19 protein-coding genes and 1 pseudogene are annotated in these 17,349 nt (G+C 59.9%); 10 read left to right on the top strand and 10 right to left on the bottom strand.

The genetic code is table 11. The annotated features are described in order from the left end of the window. Window positions 1–47: 47 nt before the first annotated feature. Window positions 48–863, bottom strand: coding sequence for a sulfite exporter TauE/SafE family protein (locus AB4O45_RS06360; RefSeq protein WP_460161209.1), 816 nt, complete (start codon window positions 861–863; stop codon window positions 48–50). 112 nt (window positions 864–975) lie between these two features. Between AB4O45_RS06360 and AB4O45_RS06365 the strand changes: the two genes are divergently transcribed. Together AB4O45_RS06365 and AB4O45_RS06370 are read left to right on the top strand one after the other, a co-directional pair. Next, window positions 976–1,743, top strand: a complete 768-nt coding sequence (locus tag AB4O45_RS06365) for an AraC family transcriptional regulator (protein ID WP_460161210.1) — start codon at window positions 976–978, stop codon at window positions 1,741–1,743. A gap of 93 nt (window positions 1,744–1,836) precedes the next feature. Continuing rightward, window positions 1,837–2,154 (top strand): helix-turn-helix domain-containing protein, encoded by a 318-nt coding sequence (locus tag AB4O45_RS06370; RefSeq protein WP_460161211.1) that lies wholly within the window; start codon window positions 1,837–1,839, stop codon window positions 2,152–2,154. A gap of 37 nt (window positions 2,155–2,191) precedes the next feature. Here the strand turns inward: AB4O45_RS06370 and AB4O45_RS06375 are convergent, their stop codons facing one another. Continuing rightward, complete coding sequence (locus AB4O45_RS06375; protein ID WP_460161212.1) at window positions 2,192–3,247, bottom strand: MBL fold metallo-hydrolase; 1,056 nt, start codon at window positions 3,245–3,247, stop codon at window positions 2,192–2,194. Between the two features lie 210 nt (window positions 3,248–3,457). Between AB4O45_RS06375 and AB4O45_RS06380 the strand changes: the two genes are divergently transcribed. The 3 genes from AB4O45_RS06380 to AB4O45_RS06390 all read left to right on the top strand — a co-directional run bounded on the left by AB4O45_RS06380 (window position 3,458) and on the right by AB4O45_RS06390 (window position 6,254). Beyond that, window positions 3,458–4,066 carry a TetR/AcrR family transcriptional regulator gene (locus AB4O45_RS06380; RefSeq protein ID WP_460161213.1) on the top strand — a complete coding sequence of 203 codons (609 nt, stop codon included), beginning with the start codon at window positions 3,458–3,460 and terminating at the stop codon, window positions 4,064–4,066. Between the two features lie 232 nt (window positions 4,067–4,298). Next, the gene (locus AB4O45_RS06385) at window positions 4,299–5,618 is read left to right on the top strand and encodes a methyl-accepting chemotaxis protein (protein WP_460161214.1); all 1,320 of its coding nucleotides are present in this window, start codon (window positions 4,299–4,301) and stop codon (window positions 5,616–5,618) included. 114 nt (window positions 5,619–5,732) lie between these two features. Continuing rightward, entirely contained in the window at window positions 5,733–6,254 is a 522-nt protein-coding gene (locus AB4O45_RS06390) for a DUF1003 domain-containing protein (RefSeq protein ID WP_460161215.1), read from the top strand. A gap of 107 nt (window positions 6,255–6,361) precedes the next feature. On the opposite strand, the gene AB4O45_RS06395 is transcribed toward AB4O45_RS06390, so the two are convergent. After that, a complete protein-coding gene (locus AB4O45_RS06395) occupies window positions 6,362–6,688 on the bottom strand; it encodes a DUF2025 family protein (protein ID WP_056788026.1) in 327 nt (108 codons plus the stop codon). A 219-nt stretch (window positions 6,689–6,907) separates the two neighbouring features. On the opposite strand from AB4O45_RS06395, the gene AB4O45_RS06400 reads away from it, so the two are divergent. Both AB4O45_RS06400 and AB4O45_RS06405 read left to right on the top strand, forming a co-directional pair. Beyond that, window positions 6,908–8,035: a glycerophosphodiester phosphodiesterase gene (locus tag AB4O45_RS06400; protein ID WP_353188040.1), complete on the top strand. Its 1,128-nt coding sequence runs from the start codon at window positions 6,908–6,910 to the stop codon at window positions 8,033–8,035. Window positions 8,036–8,191: 156 nt separating this feature from the next. Further along, window positions 8,192–8,497 carry a PepSY domain-containing protein gene (locus AB4O45_RS06405; protein WP_030142484.1) on the top strand — a complete coding sequence of 102 codons (306 nt, stop codon included), beginning with the start codon at window positions 8,192–8,194 and terminating at the stop codon, window positions 8,495–8,497. A 325-nt stretch (window positions 8,498–8,822) separates the two neighbouring features. On the opposite strand, the gene AB4O45_RS06410 is transcribed toward AB4O45_RS06405, so the two are convergent. Together AB4O45_RS06410 and AB4O45_RS06415 are read right to left on the bottom strand one after the other, a co-directional pair. Next, window positions 8,823–9,590: a methyl-accepting chemotaxis protein gene (locus AB4O45_RS06410; protein WP_408005036.1), complete on the bottom strand. Its 768-nt coding sequence runs from the start codon at window positions 9,588–9,590 to the stop codon at window positions 8,823–8,825. A gap of 165 nt (window positions 9,591–9,755) precedes the next feature. Then, window positions 9,756–10,529: pseudogene (locus AB4O45_RS06415) on the bottom strand (methyl-accepting chemotaxis protein); the annotation flags it as partial. A gap of 192 nt (window positions 10,530–10,721) precedes the next feature. On the opposite strand from AB4O45_RS06415, the gene AB4O45_RS06420 reads away from it, so the two are divergent. Beyond that, window positions 10,722–11,744: a transporter gene (locus tag AB4O45_RS06420; RefSeq protein WP_039758494.1), complete on the top strand. Its 1,023-nt coding sequence runs from the start codon at window positions 10,722–10,724 to the stop codon at window positions 11,742–11,744. Window positions 11,745–11,884: 140 nt separating this feature from the next. Here the strand turns inward: AB4O45_RS06420 and AB4O45_RS06425 are convergent, their stop codons facing one another. Next, window positions 11,885–12,781, bottom strand: a complete 897-nt coding sequence (locus tag AB4O45_RS06425; RefSeq protein ID WP_252876766.1) for a LysR family transcriptional regulator — start codon at window positions 12,779–12,781, stop codon at window positions 11,885–11,887. 121 nt (window positions 12,782–12,902) lie between these two features. Here AB4O45_RS06425 and AB4O45_RS06430 point away from each other — a divergent pair, with 121 nt between their 5' ends. Further along, window positions 12,903–13,661, top strand: coding sequence for an SDR family NAD(P)-dependent oxidoreductase (locus AB4O45_RS06430; RefSeq protein ID WP_460161216.1), 759 nt, complete (start codon window positions 12,903–12,905; stop codon window positions 13,659–13,661). Between the two features lie 61 nt (window positions 13,662–13,722). Here AB4O45_RS06430 and AB4O45_RS06435 read toward each other — a convergent pair whose 3' ends face one another. Next, window positions 13,723–14,160, bottom strand: coding sequence for a multidrug/biocide efflux PACE transporter (locus AB4O45_RS06435; protein WP_236168347.1), 438 nt, complete (start codon window positions 14,158–14,160; stop codon window positions 13,723–13,725). A gap of 89 nt (window positions 14,161–14,249) precedes the next feature. Here AB4O45_RS06435 and AB4O45_RS06440 point away from each other — a divergent pair, with 89 nt between their 5' ends. After that, window positions 14,250–15,104 (top strand): LysR family transcriptional regulator, encoded by an 855-nt coding sequence (locus AB4O45_RS06440; RefSeq protein ID WP_236168346.1) that lies wholly within the window; start codon window positions 14,250–14,252, stop codon window positions 15,102–15,104. 107 nt (window positions 15,105–15,211) lie between these two features. Here the strand turns inward: AB4O45_RS06440 and AB4O45_RS06445 are convergent, their stop codons facing one another. From AB4O45_RS06445 to AB4O45_RS06455, 3 genes are read right to left on the bottom strand one after another with little or no spacing between them, the layout of a single operon-like run. After that, window positions 15,212–16,441, bottom strand: a complete 1,230-nt coding sequence (locus tag AB4O45_RS06445) for an RNA polymerase sigma factor (protein ID WP_460161217.1) — start codon at window positions 16,439–16,441, stop codon at window positions 15,212–15,214. After that, the gene (locus AB4O45_RS06450) at window positions 16,434–16,778 is read right to left on the bottom strand and encodes a YciI family protein (protein WP_056788006.1); all 345 of its coding nucleotides are present in this window, start codon (window positions 16,776–16,778) and stop codon (window positions 16,434–16,436) included. The genes AB4O45_RS06445 and AB4O45_RS06450 overlap by 8 nt, the downstream gene beginning before the upstream one ends. 40 nt (window positions 16,779–16,818) lie before the next feature. Next, window positions 16,819–17,244: a YybH family protein gene (locus AB4O45_RS06455; RefSeq protein WP_460161218.1), complete on the bottom strand. Its 426-nt coding sequence runs from the start codon at window positions 17,242–17,244 to the stop codon at window positions 16,819–16,821. Between the last annotated feature and the right edge of the window lie 105 nt (window positions 17,245–17,349).

The following is a 17,349-nucleotide window of genomic DNA, read 5'->3' on the forward strand; positions in this document are numbered from 1 at the left end:
CGCTCTGCCGCTGATTCTGATTTCTTTCGCCTGCGCCAATCAACGATTCATTTGAGCGAAATGCTCAGCAGCACCACGATCAGCAAACCAATATAGATCCAGGCATGCACCCGATCCGGTATCCGCCCAATCCATCGCGAGGCCAATCTGATCCCCAGCAACGAGCCAACCGCCAGCAGCGCAAACGCCAGCACATCGACATACCCGATATACCAACCCCCCAGATCAGCCCCGGTGAAACCGGCCAGCGCCATGTACGTCAGCGTCCCGGCCAGCGCTACCGGCACGCTGAGCGGATTGGCCATGGAGGTCGCTTGCGACATGCTCAGCCCGCAGCGGCGCAGCAGCGGCACGGTCATGACGCTTCCTCCTACACCTAGGAAGGTCGCGATGGCGCCGATGCCTGCGCCGCCGGCGGATGTTTCCGTCGTGGTCAGTCGCCGTGGGATTGTCGTCTGGGACTGGGTGAGAAATCCGCGACGCAGCAGGCAATCGACGATGGTCACGCCCAGGTAGGCGATGAAGGCGTAGCGAATCACTTGGCCGCTGACCCACATCGCAGCGATGGCGCCGACGACCGCGCCCACGCCGATAAACCCGCCCAATGGCCAGAGGTAGTCCCGGAGCAGATTGCCGGCGCGTTGGTGTTTGCGTGTGGCGATCAGGGCGTTGACGATCATCACGCAGGTCGAGGTGGCCACGGCGATGTGCATGGCCGATTGCGCGATGGGGTCGTCTGCTGCGTGGCTGGCGGTGAGCATGCGATAGAGCAGCGGCACGATTACGAAGCCGCCGCCGAAACCGAAGAGCACGGCGCTGATGCCGGTGAGGCAACCGAACAGCGTAAGCAGGAGGTAGAACATGGTGGGCGTCCAGGATCGGGGGAGCCCAGGACATTAGAGCGTGATGCACTGGCCGGCTTCAGTAGTTGGGCCAATAATGTTCGCGTTTACGCCAATCGCTGGAACACGCCTGATGCGCAATATTTCGATCAATCAGCTCGATGATACGCCTCGCCCGGTCGTGGCCATCGGTACCGATTATTCCCACGGCCACCTACTCCCGTTTCATACGCATCGCCGTGGGCAATTGCTCTACGGCGCCACCGGCGTGATGCAGGTCAGCACTCAGAACGGTAATTGGGTGGTTCCGCCGCAACGCGCAGTGTGGATTCCGCCGGGCGTGGCCCATGAGGTATTGATGCTCGGGGTGAGCACGCGCAGCGTGTATATCGAGCCGGGAAACGTGGAATTTGGGCCGGACTGCCAAGTGCTCAACGTGTCGCCGCTGCTGCGGCATCTACTGATGGAAGCGGTGGACGTGCCACTGATGTACGACCAGGCCGGACGCGACGGTGTGCTGATCAACTTGCTGTTGCATGAACTGGCACGCAGCGCGCCCCTTGCCCTACACATTCCCATGCCCGCCGAAGGAAAGCTCCTCAGTCTGTGTCAGACCTTTCTGAACATGCCCAACACCCACCAATCGCCGCAGGATTGGGCCGATCAGTTACACATAAGCTTGCGTACCTTTAACAGATTGTTTCGGCAGCAGACCGGGCTCAGCTTCCGTCAGTGGCGTCAGCAAGCCTGTGTGATTCAGGCACTGGCACGGCTGGCGGCAGGGGAAGCCGTGACGCGGATTGCTCTGGACTTCGGCTATGAGAGCCCGGCGGCGTTTTCGACGATGTTTCGGCGAGTGCTGGGACAGGCACCGTCCGTCTGGTTGGAGCCGACGAACTAGGCAAATTCGAAAAATGCGTTTGATCCCGGCCGAAAACAACTGTACAAAAACACAGTACATTTTCAATCAGCACTTTTGAGCCCGGAGCACACCATGGCCTCTCTTGCGATGAACCACGTCCTCGAACGCATTGCCCTTTTCCAGTTCACCCCGACCCACTGCGTCCAGGCCCGCGCCATGCTGGGCTGGAGCGTTGAACAACTGTCGCGCGAGGCCGAAGTGGCGGTGGCAGATATCCAGCGGTTCGAAGCGCAGCAGGACGTAGCGGACGCCGCGAGACTGGCACTGGCTTATCGGTTTGAAGCGCAGGGGTTGGTGTTCTTTCCGGGGTTCGCACCGGGGCGCAGTGTCAGGGCGCAGGGTATGGCAGGGGAATCGGTCGGGGGTGGGGATTTTGCGATGGCTGATTAAGCTGGCGAGGGGGACGCCCCTCACCAACTGAACGGATTCATGCGTTCTGTACCACCGCATCACTCTCCTCTTCAACCGCCATCCACCACGCACTCCCCCGTTGTGGATGCGCAATGTTGAACGCTTCCCCCATTCTCGGTGTGGTAATCGCAATACTGCGTTCCCACGCGAGGGCAAGGATGCGGTCGAACGGTTCATGCCAGGCGTGCATGGCCAGGTCGAAGGTGCCGTTGTGGATCGGGAAGAGCCAGCGGCCCTTGAGGTCGATGTGGGCTTGCAGGGTTTCTTCCGGTTGCATGTGCACGTGGGGCCATTCGACGTTGTAGGCGCCGGTTTCCATCAGGGTCAGGTCGAACGGGCCGTATTGTTCGCCGATGCGTTTGAAGCCATCGAAGTAACCGCTGTCGCCGCTGAAGAAGATTCGTGTGTCGGCGTCGATCATCACCCAGGACGCCCACAGCGTGCTGTTGCCGTCGAACAGGCCACGGCCGGAGAAGTGCTGCGATGGGGTTGCGATGAAGCGGATACCGGCGATTTCGGTGCCCTGCCACCAGTCGTACTGGCGCACCTTGCTGGCGTCGATGCCCCATTTGATCAGGGTGTCGCCCACGCCCAGCGGAGTCAGGAAGTAAGTGGTTTTGGCGGCGAGTTTGAGTACCGCTTGGTAGTCGAGATGGTCGTAATGGTTGTGCGAGAGGATCACCGCGTCGATCGGTGGCAGTTCGTCGATGCTGATCGGTGGCTGATGAAAACGTTTCGGACCCGCCCATTGCACCGGCGAGGCGCGCTCGGCGAACACCGGGTCGGTGATCCAGAATTTGTCGCGCATCTTCAACAACAGCGTCGAGTGCCCCAAGCGGTAAAGGCTGTGATTGGGGGCTGCGAGCAGATCTTCACGGGTCAGCGGCTGCACAGGAATGGCGGCGCTCGGACGGGTGTCGCGCGGTTTGTGGAAAATCATGCTCCACATGATCCGCAGCATTTTGCGTAGCCCTTCGCGCTGCACCGGCGCATGATTACGAAACAGCCCTTGATCCTGGCGCGAGGCTTCAGGCGTGGGAGTGTTATCCGGGAGAGAGACTGGATTGGCCATGACTGAACGACTCCGAAAAACCGTGTGCTGCACGGTATTCCACGGGAAATGAAAATGGCCAAGCTGCACGCAAGGGCCAAACGCTCTGGTTTGTAAGGTGCGAGGATTAACGCAACATTACACTGAGCGGTGTAGTTTCTAGGTTGCATCAAAGCCGACGCCAAGTAAACTGCCGAGTGTAATTTCATTCCTCTCTGCCGAAGCCCGCTCATGACCGCTCCACAACGCCTCACTGACCGCAAACGCGAAGCCATCATCCAGGCGGCGATCGCCGAATTCCGTGCCCACGGTTTCGAAATCACCAGCATGGACAAGATCGCCGCTACGGCCGGCGTGTCGAAGCGTACGGTGTACAACCACTTCCCGAGCAAGGAAGAGCTGTTCGCCGAGATCCTGAATCAGTTGTGGGCGCGGATCATCGCCGAGCCATCGGTGAGCTACGACCGAGAGCAACCGCTGCATGAGCAGCTGCGCCTGATGCTGCGAGAAAAAGTGCAGATGATGGCTGACGAGAATTTTCTCACCCTCGCCCGGGTGGCGATTGCCGCAACCATTCATTCCCCTGAACGTGCGCAGAATATGATCGAGCGCATGGGCGAGCGCGAGGAAGGCCTGACCGTCTGGATACGCGCGGCGCAAGCCGACGGACGGCTCAAACCGGTGGATCCGGAATTTGCCGCGCATCAAGTACAAGGTTTGCTCAAGGCATTCGCGTTCTGGCCGCAGATCTCGCTGGGTCGCGTGGCCCTTGATCCAGACGCGCAGAATGCAGTTGCCGAGTCGGCGCTGGCGATGTTCCTGGCACTGTATCAGCGGTGAATCACCGGCTCGTCGAGCCGTGTACAACTAATTTCGTAAAAAGTTATACAAACTCGCGAAAAATTACTTTCTTGTACAACTTTATTAAGTTTTGTATAAGTAGCCATCTGCCAGTAACGGAACGTTGGCATTGAGCAGTCACCACCGAATGCCGCCTGTGCATTTCGGTTTGCCGGCGCAGGAATAGGGACTGAATTCTTTTGATTTTCCCCACTTCCCGAGTACCGCAAGCATGTTTTTCAATCGCCAGAAAGCCGCCCTCGCTGAACTGCAACACACCGTTTTTGACCAAGCTGCAATGCTCGAAGCGATCGACCGTTCGATGGCGGTGATCGAGTTCGATCTTGATGGCGTGGTGTTGCGTGCCAATGACAATTTCCTCAAGACCATGGGTTACACGGCTGCCCAGGCGATTGGCCAGCCGCACCGGCATTTCTGCACACCTGAGTTCGGTCGCAGTGCCCAATACACCGAGCTGTGGTCGCGCCTGAAAAACGGTCAGTTCCAGTCCGGCACCTTTGAACGGGTCGACAGCAAGGGCCAGCCGATCTGGCTGGAGGCCAGTTACAACCCGATCAAGGATGCGTCGGGACGGGTGATCAAAGTGGTCAAGTACGCGATGGATGTCACCGCCAAGGTGCAGCAGGAGAACGAGGCCAACGCCAAGCTGCAGGCGATCGATCGCGCGATGGCGGTGATCGAATTCGATCTCGACGGCAACATTCTTACCGCCAACCAGAATTTTCTCACGCGCATGGGTTACAGCCTCGCAGAGCTCAAGGGCCAGCATCACCGCTTGTTCTGCACCCCGGCGCTGGTCAACAGCGGCGCCTATCAGGATTTCTGGCGGCGCCTGAATCAGGGCGAGTTCTTCCACGGACAGTTCGAGCGCGTGGATAAGCGCGGTCAGATCGTCTGGCTGGAGGCCAATTACAACCCGGTGTACGACGCTTCGGGGCGCTTATACAAAGTCGTGAAGTTCGCGTCTGACGTCACCGCTCGTGTCGAGCAGCACGAGCAGGACGCGCGCAGTGCCAGCACCGCTTACCACATCTCGGTAGCAACGCGAAAAGTCGCCGAGCAAGGTACGCAAGTGATTCAACAGGCTGCCAGCGAAATGCGCGAAATCGCCGAGGACATCAGCCAATCTTCAACGTTGATCGCGCAACTGGGCGACCGCTCCGAGCAGATCACCGCCATCGTCAACACCATCCGCGCGATCGCCGATCAGACTAACCTGCTCGCCCTCAACGCGGCCATCGAGGCGGCACGCGCCGGTGAACAGGGTCGCGGGTTTGCCGTGGTCGCCGATGAAGTGCGGCAACTGGCAGCGCGCACCAGCGGCTCTACTGCCGAGATCTCGAACATGATCAGTCTGATCCAGAGTGAAACGCGGCAAGCGATCAAAAGCATGCAAGGCACCCGCGACCGCGCCGCAGAAGGCGTGGAATTGGCCAATCAGGCCGGCACGGTGATTCTGCAGATTCGCGACGGCGCCAGTGAGGCGGTGGATGCGGTGAGCATGTTTGCCAATGAGCGGGTGCCGAGTTGAGGTTTGTGCAGGGTCGATAGAACGAGTCGCAACCTTCGTGGGCAGTCCGCGAAGGTCGGCCGCCACAACGCAGAGCTATAGTGACGACACGTCCCAAGCCCCGCCGAGTGCCCCATGAATAACGAAAAACCCGAAGTATCCAACGCCCCGATCGATCACCTGCGCTTCCACCGCCCCCACGCCCACCTGAATACGACCTTCGGCAACGATGCCTTCGCCCTGCGCGCCGAAGCCTTTGCGCGGTTCTTCGGCACGCCGCTGTTCCTTGGGGCGCAAACCTTGATCGTTGCGGTATGGATCGGCCTCAACGTATGGGGCGTGACTCAATTCGACGTCTACCCGTTCATCCTGCTGAACCTGGCCTTCAGCCTGCAGGCGGCCTACGCCGCGCCATTGATCCTGCTTGCACAAACCCGTCAGGCCGCGCGCGACAAAGCGCAGGCCGACGCCGATGCGCAGCACCGCGAAGCTCTGGCATTGGCCAATACCGAACGTCAGGCAGAGGCGGCGAAGAATTCCGCGCAATTGCTGGCATTGCTGGAACAAAACACCCGCCTTACCGAAATGACGAAAACCCTCACCGGGCGCATCGAAGGACTGACCAGCGAATTGCACGCTCACGTGTGCCAGAACTAAGGCCGCCTCGCGAGCAGGCTCGCTCCCACATTGGATCTGTGGCGTTCACAAGATCGCTGTGGGAGCGAGCCTGCTCGCGAAGAGGCCCGCAACCACACAGCAAAACCTCAACCGCGCACCAGACTCCGCACCGCAACAATCTCCGGCACTTCAACCTTGCTCATGTAAACCCGTAAGGGTTCGGTGATGTTGATGCGGTCGTCGATGTGTTGATCGAGCAGCAACTGAATCAACTCGCGCTTGAGCGTCATGGTGGTTTCCGACGCCCTCGCCCAGACGAATTCACTGGCCGGGATGATGCCGTCGTCGGCCACGTCCATGCCGAACGAATCTTCGCTGAAGCGCACGATGTATTGGCCGGTCTTGCGGTTGAGGCCAACGAAGCCTTTGAGGTCGTCGGCGGCCTGGCAGATGAGTTGGGAGGTGATGCGCATGGTAAACCTCACGAAAGATGATGATGGTTTACACGCAGGGCAACGCAGCGGTGCGCCCTCTGCCGGGGCGTCTGCCGTGGGCAAGCGTACTGCAAACAGCGCCACAAAAGTGCAGGAAATTTCCGTTTTGCTCGCTTTATGTCGGTCTGGCGATAGCCCTGCGGCGCGTCAATTGTTAAAAGGTACGTCTCGAAAAAAACCTGCGAAAGGAACTCGACCATGCCTGCCACTTTTACCCGAAGCGCTCTGGTGCTGAGTCTGTTGTTCGGCCTCGGTCAGGCGCATGCCGCCAGCCACCCCGAGCCCAAGGCAATCGCTGCCGCCCATGGCATTCCGCATCCGGCGGTGATTGCCCACCGTGGCGCGTCGTTCGATGCCCCGGAATCCACCGCTGCGGCCTACAAACTGGCCCGTGACCTCGGCGCCGATTACCTGGAAATGGATTTGCAGCGCAGCAAGGACGGCGTGCTGTTCGCCCTGCACGACGACAACCTGCAACGCACCACCGACGTTGCCAGCAAATTCCCCGAGCGCAAGGACAGCCCGGCCACCGCGTTCACCATGGCCGAACTGAAAACCCTCGATGCCGGCAGCTGGTTCAACACCAAATACCCTGACCGCGCACGCCCGTCCTACGCCGGGCTGAAAATTCTTACCCTCGATGAAATCATCGACATCGCCCGCGCCAACCCGCAGCACAAGCCGGGCCTGTACATCGAAACCAAAGAGCCGCAGCTGTTTCCCGGCATCGAACATGACCTGAAGGAAAAACTGCAGGATCGCGGCTGGCTCAGTCCGGCCGGTTCGAAACTGGCGAAAAGTGCGCTGGGCGTCGGTCAGGGCAAAGGCAAGGTGATCCTGCAGACCTTCGATAAGAACAGCCTGCAATTGCTGGAAAAGGAAATGCCGCAAGTGCCGAAGATCCTGCTGTTGTGGGTCGGCGAAGGCAGCATCGAGCCGAAATCTGCGGTGACGTTTGCCGCGTCCGGCGAGAAAGACAAAAACGTTTTCTACGGCAAGCAGGAGCCAAAATCCGAAGCGGAATTCAAGCAATGGGTCGATTACGCCAAGGCCCAGGGCGCGATCGGCACCGGCCCTTCGGCGAAGCTGACTCATGGTGGTGATCAGAGCTATTCCGACCTGGTGCAACCGTGGATGAATCAGTACACCCACGATCAGGGCATGCTGGTGCATGTTTATACGGTCGACGAGGCGGTGGACTACGAGAAAGTCATGGCGGCGGGTGTCGACGGCATCTTTACCAACCGCGCCAGTGAACTGTTGAAGTTTTATAAGCGTCCGGCGGCTGGCAGCATTGACGATGTTTTGAAGAAGAACGGTTTCTGACTTGTTATCGAGTCGCCTGCTTCACGATCAGGCTCGCTCCCGCAAAGAGCAGTTTTATCGCGGAGCAGAGATTTAAGGGTGAATTAAGTTGCGCTGGTTAATCTGAACCCACTTACACAGATCAACCACTTCAACGCACTGCCAAGGAATGAACCGATGAAAACTTTGACTGCCCTGTTTACCGCCGCTGCCCTGACCCTCACCGCTGGCCTGGCTCAGGCTGATGTTCGCATCGACCAGATCCCGCAACTGGTCAAGGACGGCAAGATCAAGTCGCTGGAATCGATGAACGCCGAAGCACTGAAACTGCACCCGGGCGCAACGATTACCGACACCGACCTGGATAACCACTTCAATGGTTATGAGTATGAAGTTGAACTTAAAACTGCTGACGGCAAAGAGTTCGACGTGGACTTTGATGCCACCACCGGTAAAGTGCTGAGCAACAAGCAAGACACTTGATAGACCACTGTTAAAGAGCCGCACGATTTAACGATCGTGCGGCTTTTTTGTGGTTGCGGATTGAGGCGCAAACTTTGTGTGGTCTGTGAAATCGATCCCCCTCACCCCAGCCCTCTCCCCCAAGGGGGCGAGGGGGAAAGGGAGCAGATCGGGGAAATTTCGGAGCCTGAGTTCGCCTCAAAATTAAAAAGCCATCACAAACAACTACCAGCCTGAGTACGCCTCGGCATTTCAGGTCGGCGAATCTCGAACAATCAACACGGTCAGTCCCCTCTCCCCTCCGGGAGAGGGTTAGGGTGAGGAGCTGACAAACCACCACCCAAAATCAGGCACTGAGCCGCGCCGTCACCTCATTCAACTGCCCCGACAACCCATGCAAATTCTGACTGGCACTTTCGGTGCGCTGCACGTTGTCCAGGTTGGTGCTGGCAATCGCGGTGATTTCAGTCAGGTTGCGCGAGATATCCTCGGCCACTGAAGTCTGCTCTTCTGCCGCTGTGGCGATCTGACGGTTCATGTCGCGAATCGCCTCCACCGCCAAGGTGATGCGCTCCAGCATCGCGCCGGCCTGGGTGACTTGCTCGACACTTTCATCACTGCGCGCCTGGCCGCTCTCGATAGCCTGCGCGGCATCGACAGCGCCGGTCTGCACGTTCTGAATGATCTGGTTGATCTCGATGATCGACTCCGCCGTGCGCTGAGCGAGGTTGCGCACCTCATCGGCGACGACGGCAAAACCGCGCCCGGCCTCACCCGCCCGCGCCGCTTCGATGGCCGCGTTGAGCGCCAGCAGGTTGGTCTGTTCGGCAATGCCACGAATCACTTCCAGCACCTTGCCGATACGACCGCTGTCGGTTTCCAGGCGACGGATCACCGTGGCGGTGTTGGCGATTTCGCCGCGCATCTGCGTGATCGAGTGAATGGTGGTTTGCATGACCTTTTCACCCTGCTGCGCCGACTGATCGGCATCGTCGGCAGCACGTGCGGCATCGGCGGCGTGACGGGCGACTTCCTGGGCCGTGGCGGACATTTCATTCATCGCCGTGGCCACTTGATCAGTGCGGTTGAATTGCTCGCTGGTGCCGCCGGCCATGGTCGTGGCAATGGCGTTCAACTCGCCGCTGGCGCTGTCCAGATCACCGGCGCTGCGTTGCAAGCGAGTGAAGGTGTCCGCCAGAAAATCGCGCAGAGTGTTCGCTGCGGCAGCGAGGTTGCCCAGTTCATCGCGACGCTCGCTGACAACACGTTCAGCCAACTGGCCACGGCTCAAGCGGGTGACGTAATCGATGAGGTTGCGGATCGGTTCGATCAGGTTGCGGCTGACCAGCCACAGGCTCAGCAGACCGATCAGCAAGCCTGATGCGAGCATCACCAACAGCCCCAGCCACACGGTGCGCTCAGCGCTGGCACTGATCAACGCCGATTGCGCGGTGCCCTGCTCGCGCAGCTCGGCAACCAATGCACTCATCTGCTCGCTGGTGGCGCGGTCGACGCCTTTGACAGCAGCGTCGCCAGCGCTCGGGTCACCACCGGCAGCGACGTAGGCATCGCGGCCCTTCTGATAGGCCGCGCCCAACTGGCGATGCTCGTCGCGCAAGCGTTCGATGCGGGATTTGAGAGTTGCCTCGATGCCTTTCTGGCCGGCCAGTTCGCCGAGAATATTCTGCACGTCGCGCTGGCGCTCTTCGAACTGGCTCCAGTATTTCGCCAGGTCCGCTGGTTGCTTGCCGCGCAGCAAGACGTTTTTCCACTCTTGCACCTGCACCTTGAATTGCAGGTTGGCTTCATCGATCAGTTGCGAAGTGTGCAACGGGCCGGCGATCAACTGGCTATAGCTTTGCACGCCGTTGGAGAGGAAATGAAAGCAGGCCAGCGCGATCAACAATATCGCCAGCAGACTGCCGCTCAACAGGGCGAGAATTTGCGCTCTCAGGGATTTTTGCAGCATTGCAAGGTACTCGAAGCAGGGATGAGGCACGCCCGAACGGACGTGAAAAATGGCCGGACTTCCCTGTCGACGTACCATGGCCATAGGCCAATGGCGCGCAACCTAACTCACCTGAGATCGGCGCGCCAGAGCCATCCTTGAGAAACTTCCGACAGCCGGTAACGCTTTGATTTGCAGTCATTTTGCTGTCACAAAACGGTCATGTGAGCTTGCGATGATGCCGCTCCGGTGAACCTGAAAATCCTGCCCCAGACACCCTCCTCGCAGCGAGCCGCCATGAACCACAGCCTCGATATCAGCCATCGCGACCCGGACCTGTTTGGCTTGCTCTACGGCTTTCGTTTTCTGCCCGGGGAGCGCGGTCGCGAGATCGATTCGGCGACGGCGTTGCGCTGTTTGCAGGACGACAGCGACAGTGGCGAATTCCTCTGGCTGCACCTGAACCTGGCCCACGCCGCGTGCGAGCGCTGGATGAAAAGTCATCTGCAATTGCCCGAGGAATTTTTCGAGGCGTTGCACGAAGGTTCGCGTTCGACACGCATCGAGCATGTCGATTCGGCGCTGCTGGCGGTGGTCAACGATGTGGTGTTCAACCTCAGCAGCATGGTCTCCTCCGACGTGTCGACGCTGTGGGTCTGCGTGCGCAGCAAACTGATCGTCAGCGCGCGCCTGCAACCGCTGCATTCGGTAGATAAATTGCGCTCGTCGGTAAAGGCCGGCGAGTGCTTTCGCTCGCCCTCGGAATTGCTCGTGCATCTGCTGCGCGATCAAGGTGAGGTGCTGACGCAGATCGTGCGCAAGACCAGCCTGAGTGTCGATCAGGTCGAAGACGAATTGCTGTCTTCACGCCTGTCGACCAACCGCGCCGAACTTGGCGCCAACCGTCGCGTGCTGGTGCGACTGCAACGGCTGCTGGCGTTGGAGCCGGGGTCGTTGCTGCGCTTGCTCAATCGTCCGCCGCCGTGGTTGCAGAAGGAGGACGTCAAGGAGTTGCGCAAATCCACCGAGGAGTTTGCGCTGATCATCAACGACCTCACCGCCCTCGGCGAGCGGATCAAATTGCTGCAGGAAGAGATCGCCGCCAACCTCAACGAACAAAGCAACCGCACGCTGTTCACCCTGACGGTGGTAACGGTGCTGGCCTTGCCGATCAACATCATTGCCGGTTTTTTCGGCATGAATGTGGGGGGTGTACCGCTGTCGCAGGACCCGCATGGATTTTGGGTGCTGGTCGCGCTGGTGGCGACGTTCACCGTGATTGCCGGGCGTTGGGCGTTTCGCAAGCGTGGGGATTACTGAGCGCAAATCCCACACACAACACAGCCCTCACTGTGGGAGCGAGCCTGCTCGCGAAGTCGGTGTGTCAGATAAATCAATGTTGAATGACATGGCGCTTTCGCGAGCAGGCTCGCTCCCACAGTTCTGGCCAAGGTGAGAAGTCAGAGCGTTGAACGAACGACATCGCCGAGCCAATCCATAAACACCCGCACCCGCAGCGGCAAATGCCGTTGCCGTGCGTACAGCAAGGAAATCGCCATCGGCGGTGCGGTGTATTGCGCGAGCACTGTCACCAGTTCGCCATTTTCCAGATGCGGCTGCATGCCGGTACGTGGCACCTGGGTCAGCCCGAAGCCGCCCAGGCACGCCGCTTCATAGGCGTCGGTGCTGTTGACCGTGACACTGCCGGCCATCGCCACGCGCCGCACTTCGCCACCCTCCTCATAGACAAACCCTTCCGAACGCGAGCCCAGTACGCCGACGTAATGCACCAGCCGATGCTGCGCCAGATCCTCGATGGTCTGCGGCACGCCGTAACGTTGCAGGTAAGCCGGGCTGGCGCAGTTGACCATCGGGAAGTCGCCAAGATGCCGGGCGACCACCGACTGATCCGGCTGCGCGCCGATGCGTAACACGCAGTCGAAACCTTCGCTGAGCAGATCGACACGGCGATCGGTGCTGCTGATTTCCATCTGCAGATTCGGGTGGCGATCCATGAATTCCGGCAGGCGCGGCAGGATCAGCCGTCGCGCGAGGATGTTCGGCATGTCGACACGAATACGCCCGGTCAGCGACGCCTCGTCCTGACGAAACAGCCCCTCGATTTCATCCATGTGCGAGAGCAGATCCTTGCTGCGCTCATACAGCACCAGTCCATCCTGAGTGGCCTGCACCTTGCGCGTGGTGCGCTGCAACAGCCGCGTGCCGAGCAAGGCTTCGAGCGCCTGCACCTGTTCGGACACCGTGGAGCGCGGCAGGCCGAGGCTTTCACCGGCGAGAGTGAAACTCGACAGTTCGCTGACCCGGACGAAGGTGCGCAGCAGTTCCAGTTTGTTCATGACAAGCCCCGGTGATTGTTCGGCTGAGCCGATCAGTGATTCCGCTTTTGCCGTGTTTATCACCTCAGGGCGGATAAATAAACTTCTTCCATCCCCACTCAACGCAATCGAGGAAGTCAGCATGAACCGCAAAATCGCACTGATCACTGGCGCCAGTCGTGGCCTGGGCCGCAGCGCCGCCCTGCACCTCGCCGCGCAAGGCATCGACATCATCGGCACCTACAACAGCCGCGCCGACGAGGCGCAAACTCTGGTCAGCGAATTACAGGCACGCGGCGCGAACGCGGCGATGCTGCAACTGGACGTCGGCCGCAGCGAAAACTTCGCCGCGTTTGCCGAGCAGGTTGAACAAGCACTGGAACAGACTTTTCAGCGCCAGCGCTTTGACTTCCTTATCAACAACGCCGGGGTCGGCGTGCATGCGCTGTTCAGCGAGACCACCCCTGAGCAGTTCGATCTGCTGATGAACGTGCAGTTGAAAGGACCGTTCTTCCTGACTCAGCAACTGCTGCCGCTGATCAATGATGGTGGGCGCATCGTCAATATTTCCAGCGGCCTGACCCGCTTCAGCCTGCCCGGTTATGGCGCTTATGCGGCAATGAAAGGTGCGATGGAAGTGCTGACGCGTTATCAGGCGAAAGAGCTTGGCGCACGGCAGATTGGCGTGAATATCCTGGCGCCGGGTGCGATTGAAACCGACTTCGGCGGTGGCACGGTGCGCGATAACAGCGCGGTCAACGCGATGGTTGCCAGCAACACCGCGCTGGGTCGTGTGGGGCTGCCGGATGATATTGGCGGCGCATTGGCGCTGCTGCTGTCAGAGGGCGGACAGTGGATCAACGGTCAGCGGGTCGAGGCATCCGGCGGCATGTTTCTCTGACTTTCTGCCCGATGACTCACCTTTGTGGTGAGGGAATTTATCCCCTCACCACAGGTTTACCTCAGCTTTCACATGTGCGGCGGGCCATGAAGCGCTCGCGCAGTACGTCATAACCCCAGTGATAGACATAGGTGTACGGCAGGAAGAACAGCAACACGCCAATGTCGAGCAACAACGCCTGCCACAGGCTGACCGACAGCCACCAGGCAATCAGCGGCACGCCCATCAAGATCAGCCCACCCTCGAACAACAGCGCATGCACTACACGGACCCAGGCGTTGTGCGCCAGATTCATCCGCGCCAGAGCACGGTCGAAAAAACGGTTGAACACCACATTCCACGCCAGCGCCAACAGCGCGATCAACACGGTCACCGCGCCCATGTCGAGCAGCGGTTTTTGCATGATCCAGGCGAGCAACGGTGTGCAGATCAGAATCGCGAGAAATTCGAAACCAACCGCCTGCAAAACCCGTTCGGTAATGGACTTGTGGACAGTCATGGCCTGACTCCTTGTTTGACGATGGTTGCCATGATCCAACTGAATACCGATACTTCAAAACCAATAACCATCGATCAAGGCGATAGTTCATGGCTTCGCAGGAAGTGCTGTTGGCATTCGTCCAGGCAGCGACGCAAGGCTCGTTCTCAGCGGCGGCGCGCAAGTTGGGGCGCAGTCAGTCGACCATCAGCGCGGCGGTCGCCAGTCTGGAGATTGATCTGGATTTGCAGCTGTTCGACCGCAGCAGCCGCAAACCAACACTCACTCCCGCCGGCCACGTCATGCTGCAAAAAGCCGAGGCGATTCTGGCCGCCACCAGTCGTCTGGAAATGAGCGCGCGGCAATTAGCGCAGGGCATCGAGCCGAAGCTGACCGTGGCGATTTCCGACACTTATCAGTCGTATCGTTTCGAGGCGGCACTGGTGGGTTTCGAGCAGCGTTATCCGGAGCTTGAGCTGGAGTGCCTGATTGCCGAATGCGAAGACCTGATCGAACTGGTCCAGCGTGGCCGGGCGCATCTGGCCTTCGCGGAAATGCAGGACAGCTACCCGCCGGACCTTGTGACCTCGACGGTGGCCGAGCGCACGGAGATTGCCTTGTTCGTCAGCCGCGAGCATGCGTTGGCGAAGCTTGAGCATGTCGATCAGCAGATTCTCGAGCAACATCGCGAGCTGCGCCTGGCGACCATCGTCAATCCGTATGACAGTCGTGGCAAAGGCCGGGTGTGGTCGGCGCCGAGTTATCTGATGCTGCTGGAAATGGCGGAAAAAGGCTTTGGCTGGGCACCGTTGCCGAGGTGGCTGGTACAGCGCTATGCCAATGACTTGCTGATAGAGCTCGACGTGCGCGGCTGGCCGAAACCGGTGTTTGTCGACGCCTTGTGGTCGCGCTTGTATCCGCCGGGGCCGGCGGGGAGCTGGTTGCTCAGCAAGATGCTCGAATAAGCGGTGCTGCCATTCGCGAGCAGGCTCGCTCCCACACTTGAAATGCGCTCACCTGTGGGAGCGAGCCTGCTCGCGAAAGGGCCAGCCGCACCGACGCAGCTTCCAGATCAACCCAGGTCCCTCAGTCGCCCCTCGATAAACCGCCGCTCCGGCTCCTGCCGCGTCAGCTCCAGCGCCCGCTGATACGCCGCCCGCGCCTGCTCCACTCGGCCCAATTGCCGGCAAAACTCCGCCCGCGCCGAATGCGCCAAGTGGTAATCCTGCAACTCCCCACGCGCCAAAATCCCTTCAACCAACAACAACCCGGCCAACGCCCCATCCCGCTTGGCCACCGCCACCGCGCGGTTCAGCTCGATCACCGGCGACGGCACCGCGCGCAGCAACACGTCGTACAGACCGACAATCTGCTCCCAGTCCGTTTCCGCCGCCGACGGCGCTTCCGCATGCACCGCTGCAATCGCCGCTTGCAGGCAATATGGCCCGAAGCGTCGCGTACTCAGCGCGCGCTCGACCAGCGCGCAGCCTTCAGCCATCAACCCGGCATCCCACAACGAGCGATCCTGATCGTCGAGCAATACCAGTTCACCGCTCGGCGAGGTTCGTGCCGGTCGACGTGATTCGTGCAGCAGCATCAGCGCCAGCAGCCCCATGACTTCCGGCTCAGGCAGCAACTCCATCAACAGGCGCCCGAGGCGAATCGCTTCGCGCGTCAGGTCCTCGCGGGTCAGCTCAGTGCCGACCGATGCCGAATAACCCTCGTTGAACACCAGATAAATCACCCGCAACACGCTGTCGAGGCGCTCGGGCAATTCGTTCAGCGTGGGTACTTGATAAGGGATTTTCGCGTCGCGGATCTTCGCTTTCGCGCGGACGATACGCTGGGCAATCGCCGCCGGCGCCGAGAGAAAAGCACGGGCGATTTCCTCGGTGGTGAGGTCGCAGACTTCGCGCAAGGTCAGCGGCACCTGCGCATCCGCCGCCAGTGCCGGGTGGCAGCAGGTGAAGATCAGCCGCAAGCGATCGTCTTCCACGTCTTCGCCACTCCAGTCAGCCTGTTCCAGCTCATCGAGTTGTGCCAGCAGCAACGGTTGCGACGCCTTGAACCGCGCGCGCCGGCGCAGCACATCGATGGCTTTGAAACGTCCGGTCGAGACCAGCCAGGTACGCGGGTTGTCCGGCACGCCGTCGCGCTGCCAGCGCTCGACCGCGACGAAGAACGCCTCGTGCAAGGCTTCTTCGGCGAGGTCGAAATCACCGAGCAGGCGGATCAGCGTGGCCAGAATCCGCCGCGAATCCTCGCGGTAGACCTGCTCGACCCGCGCCCTGACGTCAGACATTCAACTGCCGCACCGGGCGCACTTCAACGCTGCCAACCCGCGCTGCCGGAATATTGCCGGCGACCTGGATCGCTTCGTTGAGATCCTTGGCATCGATCAGGTAGAAACCGGCCAGTTGCTCCTTGGTTTCAGCGAAAGGCCCGTCGGTGATCGACACCTTGCCGTTGCGCATGCGTACCGTGGTGGCGGTCTGCACCGACTCCAGCGCTTCGGCGGCGATCATCCGCCCGCTGCCCTGAATCGACTCGGCGTAGGCCCAGCATTCGGCGTCCTCCGGGCTGTCGGGCGAGGTGTGCAGCAGGCGTTCATCGCTGTAGACCAGGCATAGATATTTCATGGCGATCTCCTGATTCGAACGGATCAACTATGGCTGAAGATCAGGGCTGCACATCGAACAGCGTCGCGCCGCTCATCGGATCGAACGGTGCCGACCAGTGCTCGTGGGCAATCTTCCACGCCCCGCCGATTTGCCGGTAACAGGCGGTGACACGCATCCAGCAACTCTGGGTTTCGCCTTTGTCATTGGTGCCGCCGCAGTTGGCTACCCAATGGGCGAAAGCGATGTTGTCGGCACTTTCGATGGCGATTTCGTGGAACTCGAAGATGTGCGGGCCGGGGCACATTTCCATGCACTCGACCCAGTGCGCGCGGTACGCCGCTTTGCCTTTGAATTGCAGGGCCTTGATCGCATCGAACGAGACGATGTCGTCGGCGTACAGGGTCATGACTTTCTCGACGTCCTTGGCCATTACCGCTTCGCGATAGGTGTTGATCAGAGTCTGGATATCAGTCTGTGCGCTCATGGTGTTCTCCGTGGTTTTTGTTGTGAAGACACCCTTAGTCGTTTGCCCAATGCGCGGATCGACAGGGCAAACAAAAAAATTTCGCCGACGACAATCTCGCTAGAA

It is taken from the genome of Pseudomonas sp. S2_B10, assembly GCF_054668425.1.

Excerpts from the sequence above, each read along its gene's own strand:
- AB4O45_RS06390 (WP_460161215.1), top strand. The coding sequence starts at position 5,733 with ATGAATAACGAAAAACCCGAAGTATCCAACGCCCCGATCGATCACCTG.
- AB4O45_RS06405 (WP_030142484.1), top strand. The coding sequence starts at position 8,192 with ATGAAAACTTTGACTGCCCTGTTTACCGCCGCTGCCCTGACCCTCACC.
- AB4O45_RS06410 (WP_408005036.1), bottom strand. The coding sequence starts at position 9,590 with ATGGCCGGCGGCACCAGCGAGCAATTCAACCGCACTGATCAAGTGGCC.
- AB4O45_RS06395 (WP_056788026.1), bottom strand. The coding sequence starts at position 6,688 with ATGCGCATCACCTCCCAACTCATCTGCCAGGCCGCCGACGACCTCAAA.
- AB4O45_RS06445 (WP_460161217.1), bottom strand. The coding sequence starts at position 16,441 with ATGTCTGACGTCAGGGCGCGGGTCGAGCAGGTCTACCGCGAGGATTCG.
- AB4O45_RS06420 (WP_039758494.1), top strand. The coding sequence starts at position 10,722 with ATGAACCACAGCCTCGATATCAGCCATCGCGACCCGGACCTGTTTGGC.
- AB4O45_RS06370 (WP_460161211.1), top strand. The coding sequence starts at position 1,837 with ATGGCCTCTCTTGCGATGAACCACGTCCTCGAACGCATTGCCCTTTTC.
- AB4O45_RS06385 (WP_460161214.1), top strand. The coding sequence starts at position 4,299 with ATGTTTTTCAATCGCCAGAAAGCCGCCCTCGCTGAACTGCAACACACC.
- AB4O45_RS06430 (WP_460161216.1), top strand. The coding sequence starts at position 12,903 with ATGAACCGCAAAATCGCACTGATCACTGGCGCCAGTCGTGGCCTGGGC.
- AB4O45_RS06400 (WP_353188040.1), top strand. The coding sequence starts at position 6,908 with ATGCCTGCCACTTTTACCCGAAGCGCTCTGGTGCTGAGTCTGTTGTTC.
- AB4O45_RS06375 (WP_460161212.1), bottom strand. The coding sequence starts at position 3,247 with ATGGCCAATCCAGTCTCTCTCCCGGATAACACTCCCACGCCTGAAGCC.
- AB4O45_RS06425 (WP_252876766.1), bottom strand. The coding sequence starts at position 12,781 with ATGAACAAACTGGAACTGCTGCGCACCTTCGTCCGGGTCAGCGAACTG.
- AB4O45_RS06455 (WP_460161218.1), bottom strand. The coding sequence starts at position 17,244 with ATGAGCGCACAGACTGATATCCAGACTCTGATCAACACCTATCGCGAA.
- AB4O45_RS06365 (WP_460161210.1), top strand. The coding sequence starts at position 976 with ATGCGCAATATTTCGATCAATCAGCTCGATGATACGCCTCGCCCGGTC.
- AB4O45_RS06435 (WP_236168347.1), bottom strand. The coding sequence starts at position 14,160 with ATGACTGTCCACAAGTCCATTACCGAACGGGTTTTGCAGGCGGTTGGT.
- AB4O45_RS06380 (WP_460161213.1), top strand. The coding sequence starts at position 3,458 with ATGACCGCTCCACAACGCCTCACTGACCGCAAACGCGAAGCCATCATC.
- AB4O45_RS06440 (WP_236168346.1), top strand. The coding sequence starts at position 14,250 with ATGGCTTCGCAGGAAGTGCTGTTGGCATTCGTCCAGGCAGCGACGCAA.
- AB4O45_RS06360 (WP_460161209.1), bottom strand. The coding sequence starts at position 863 with ATGTTCTACCTCCTGCTTACGCTGTTCGGTTGCCTCACCGGCATCAGC.
- AB4O45_RS06450 (WP_056788006.1), bottom strand. The coding sequence starts at position 16,778 with ATGAAATATCTATGCCTGGTCTACAGCGATGAACGCCTGCTGCACACC.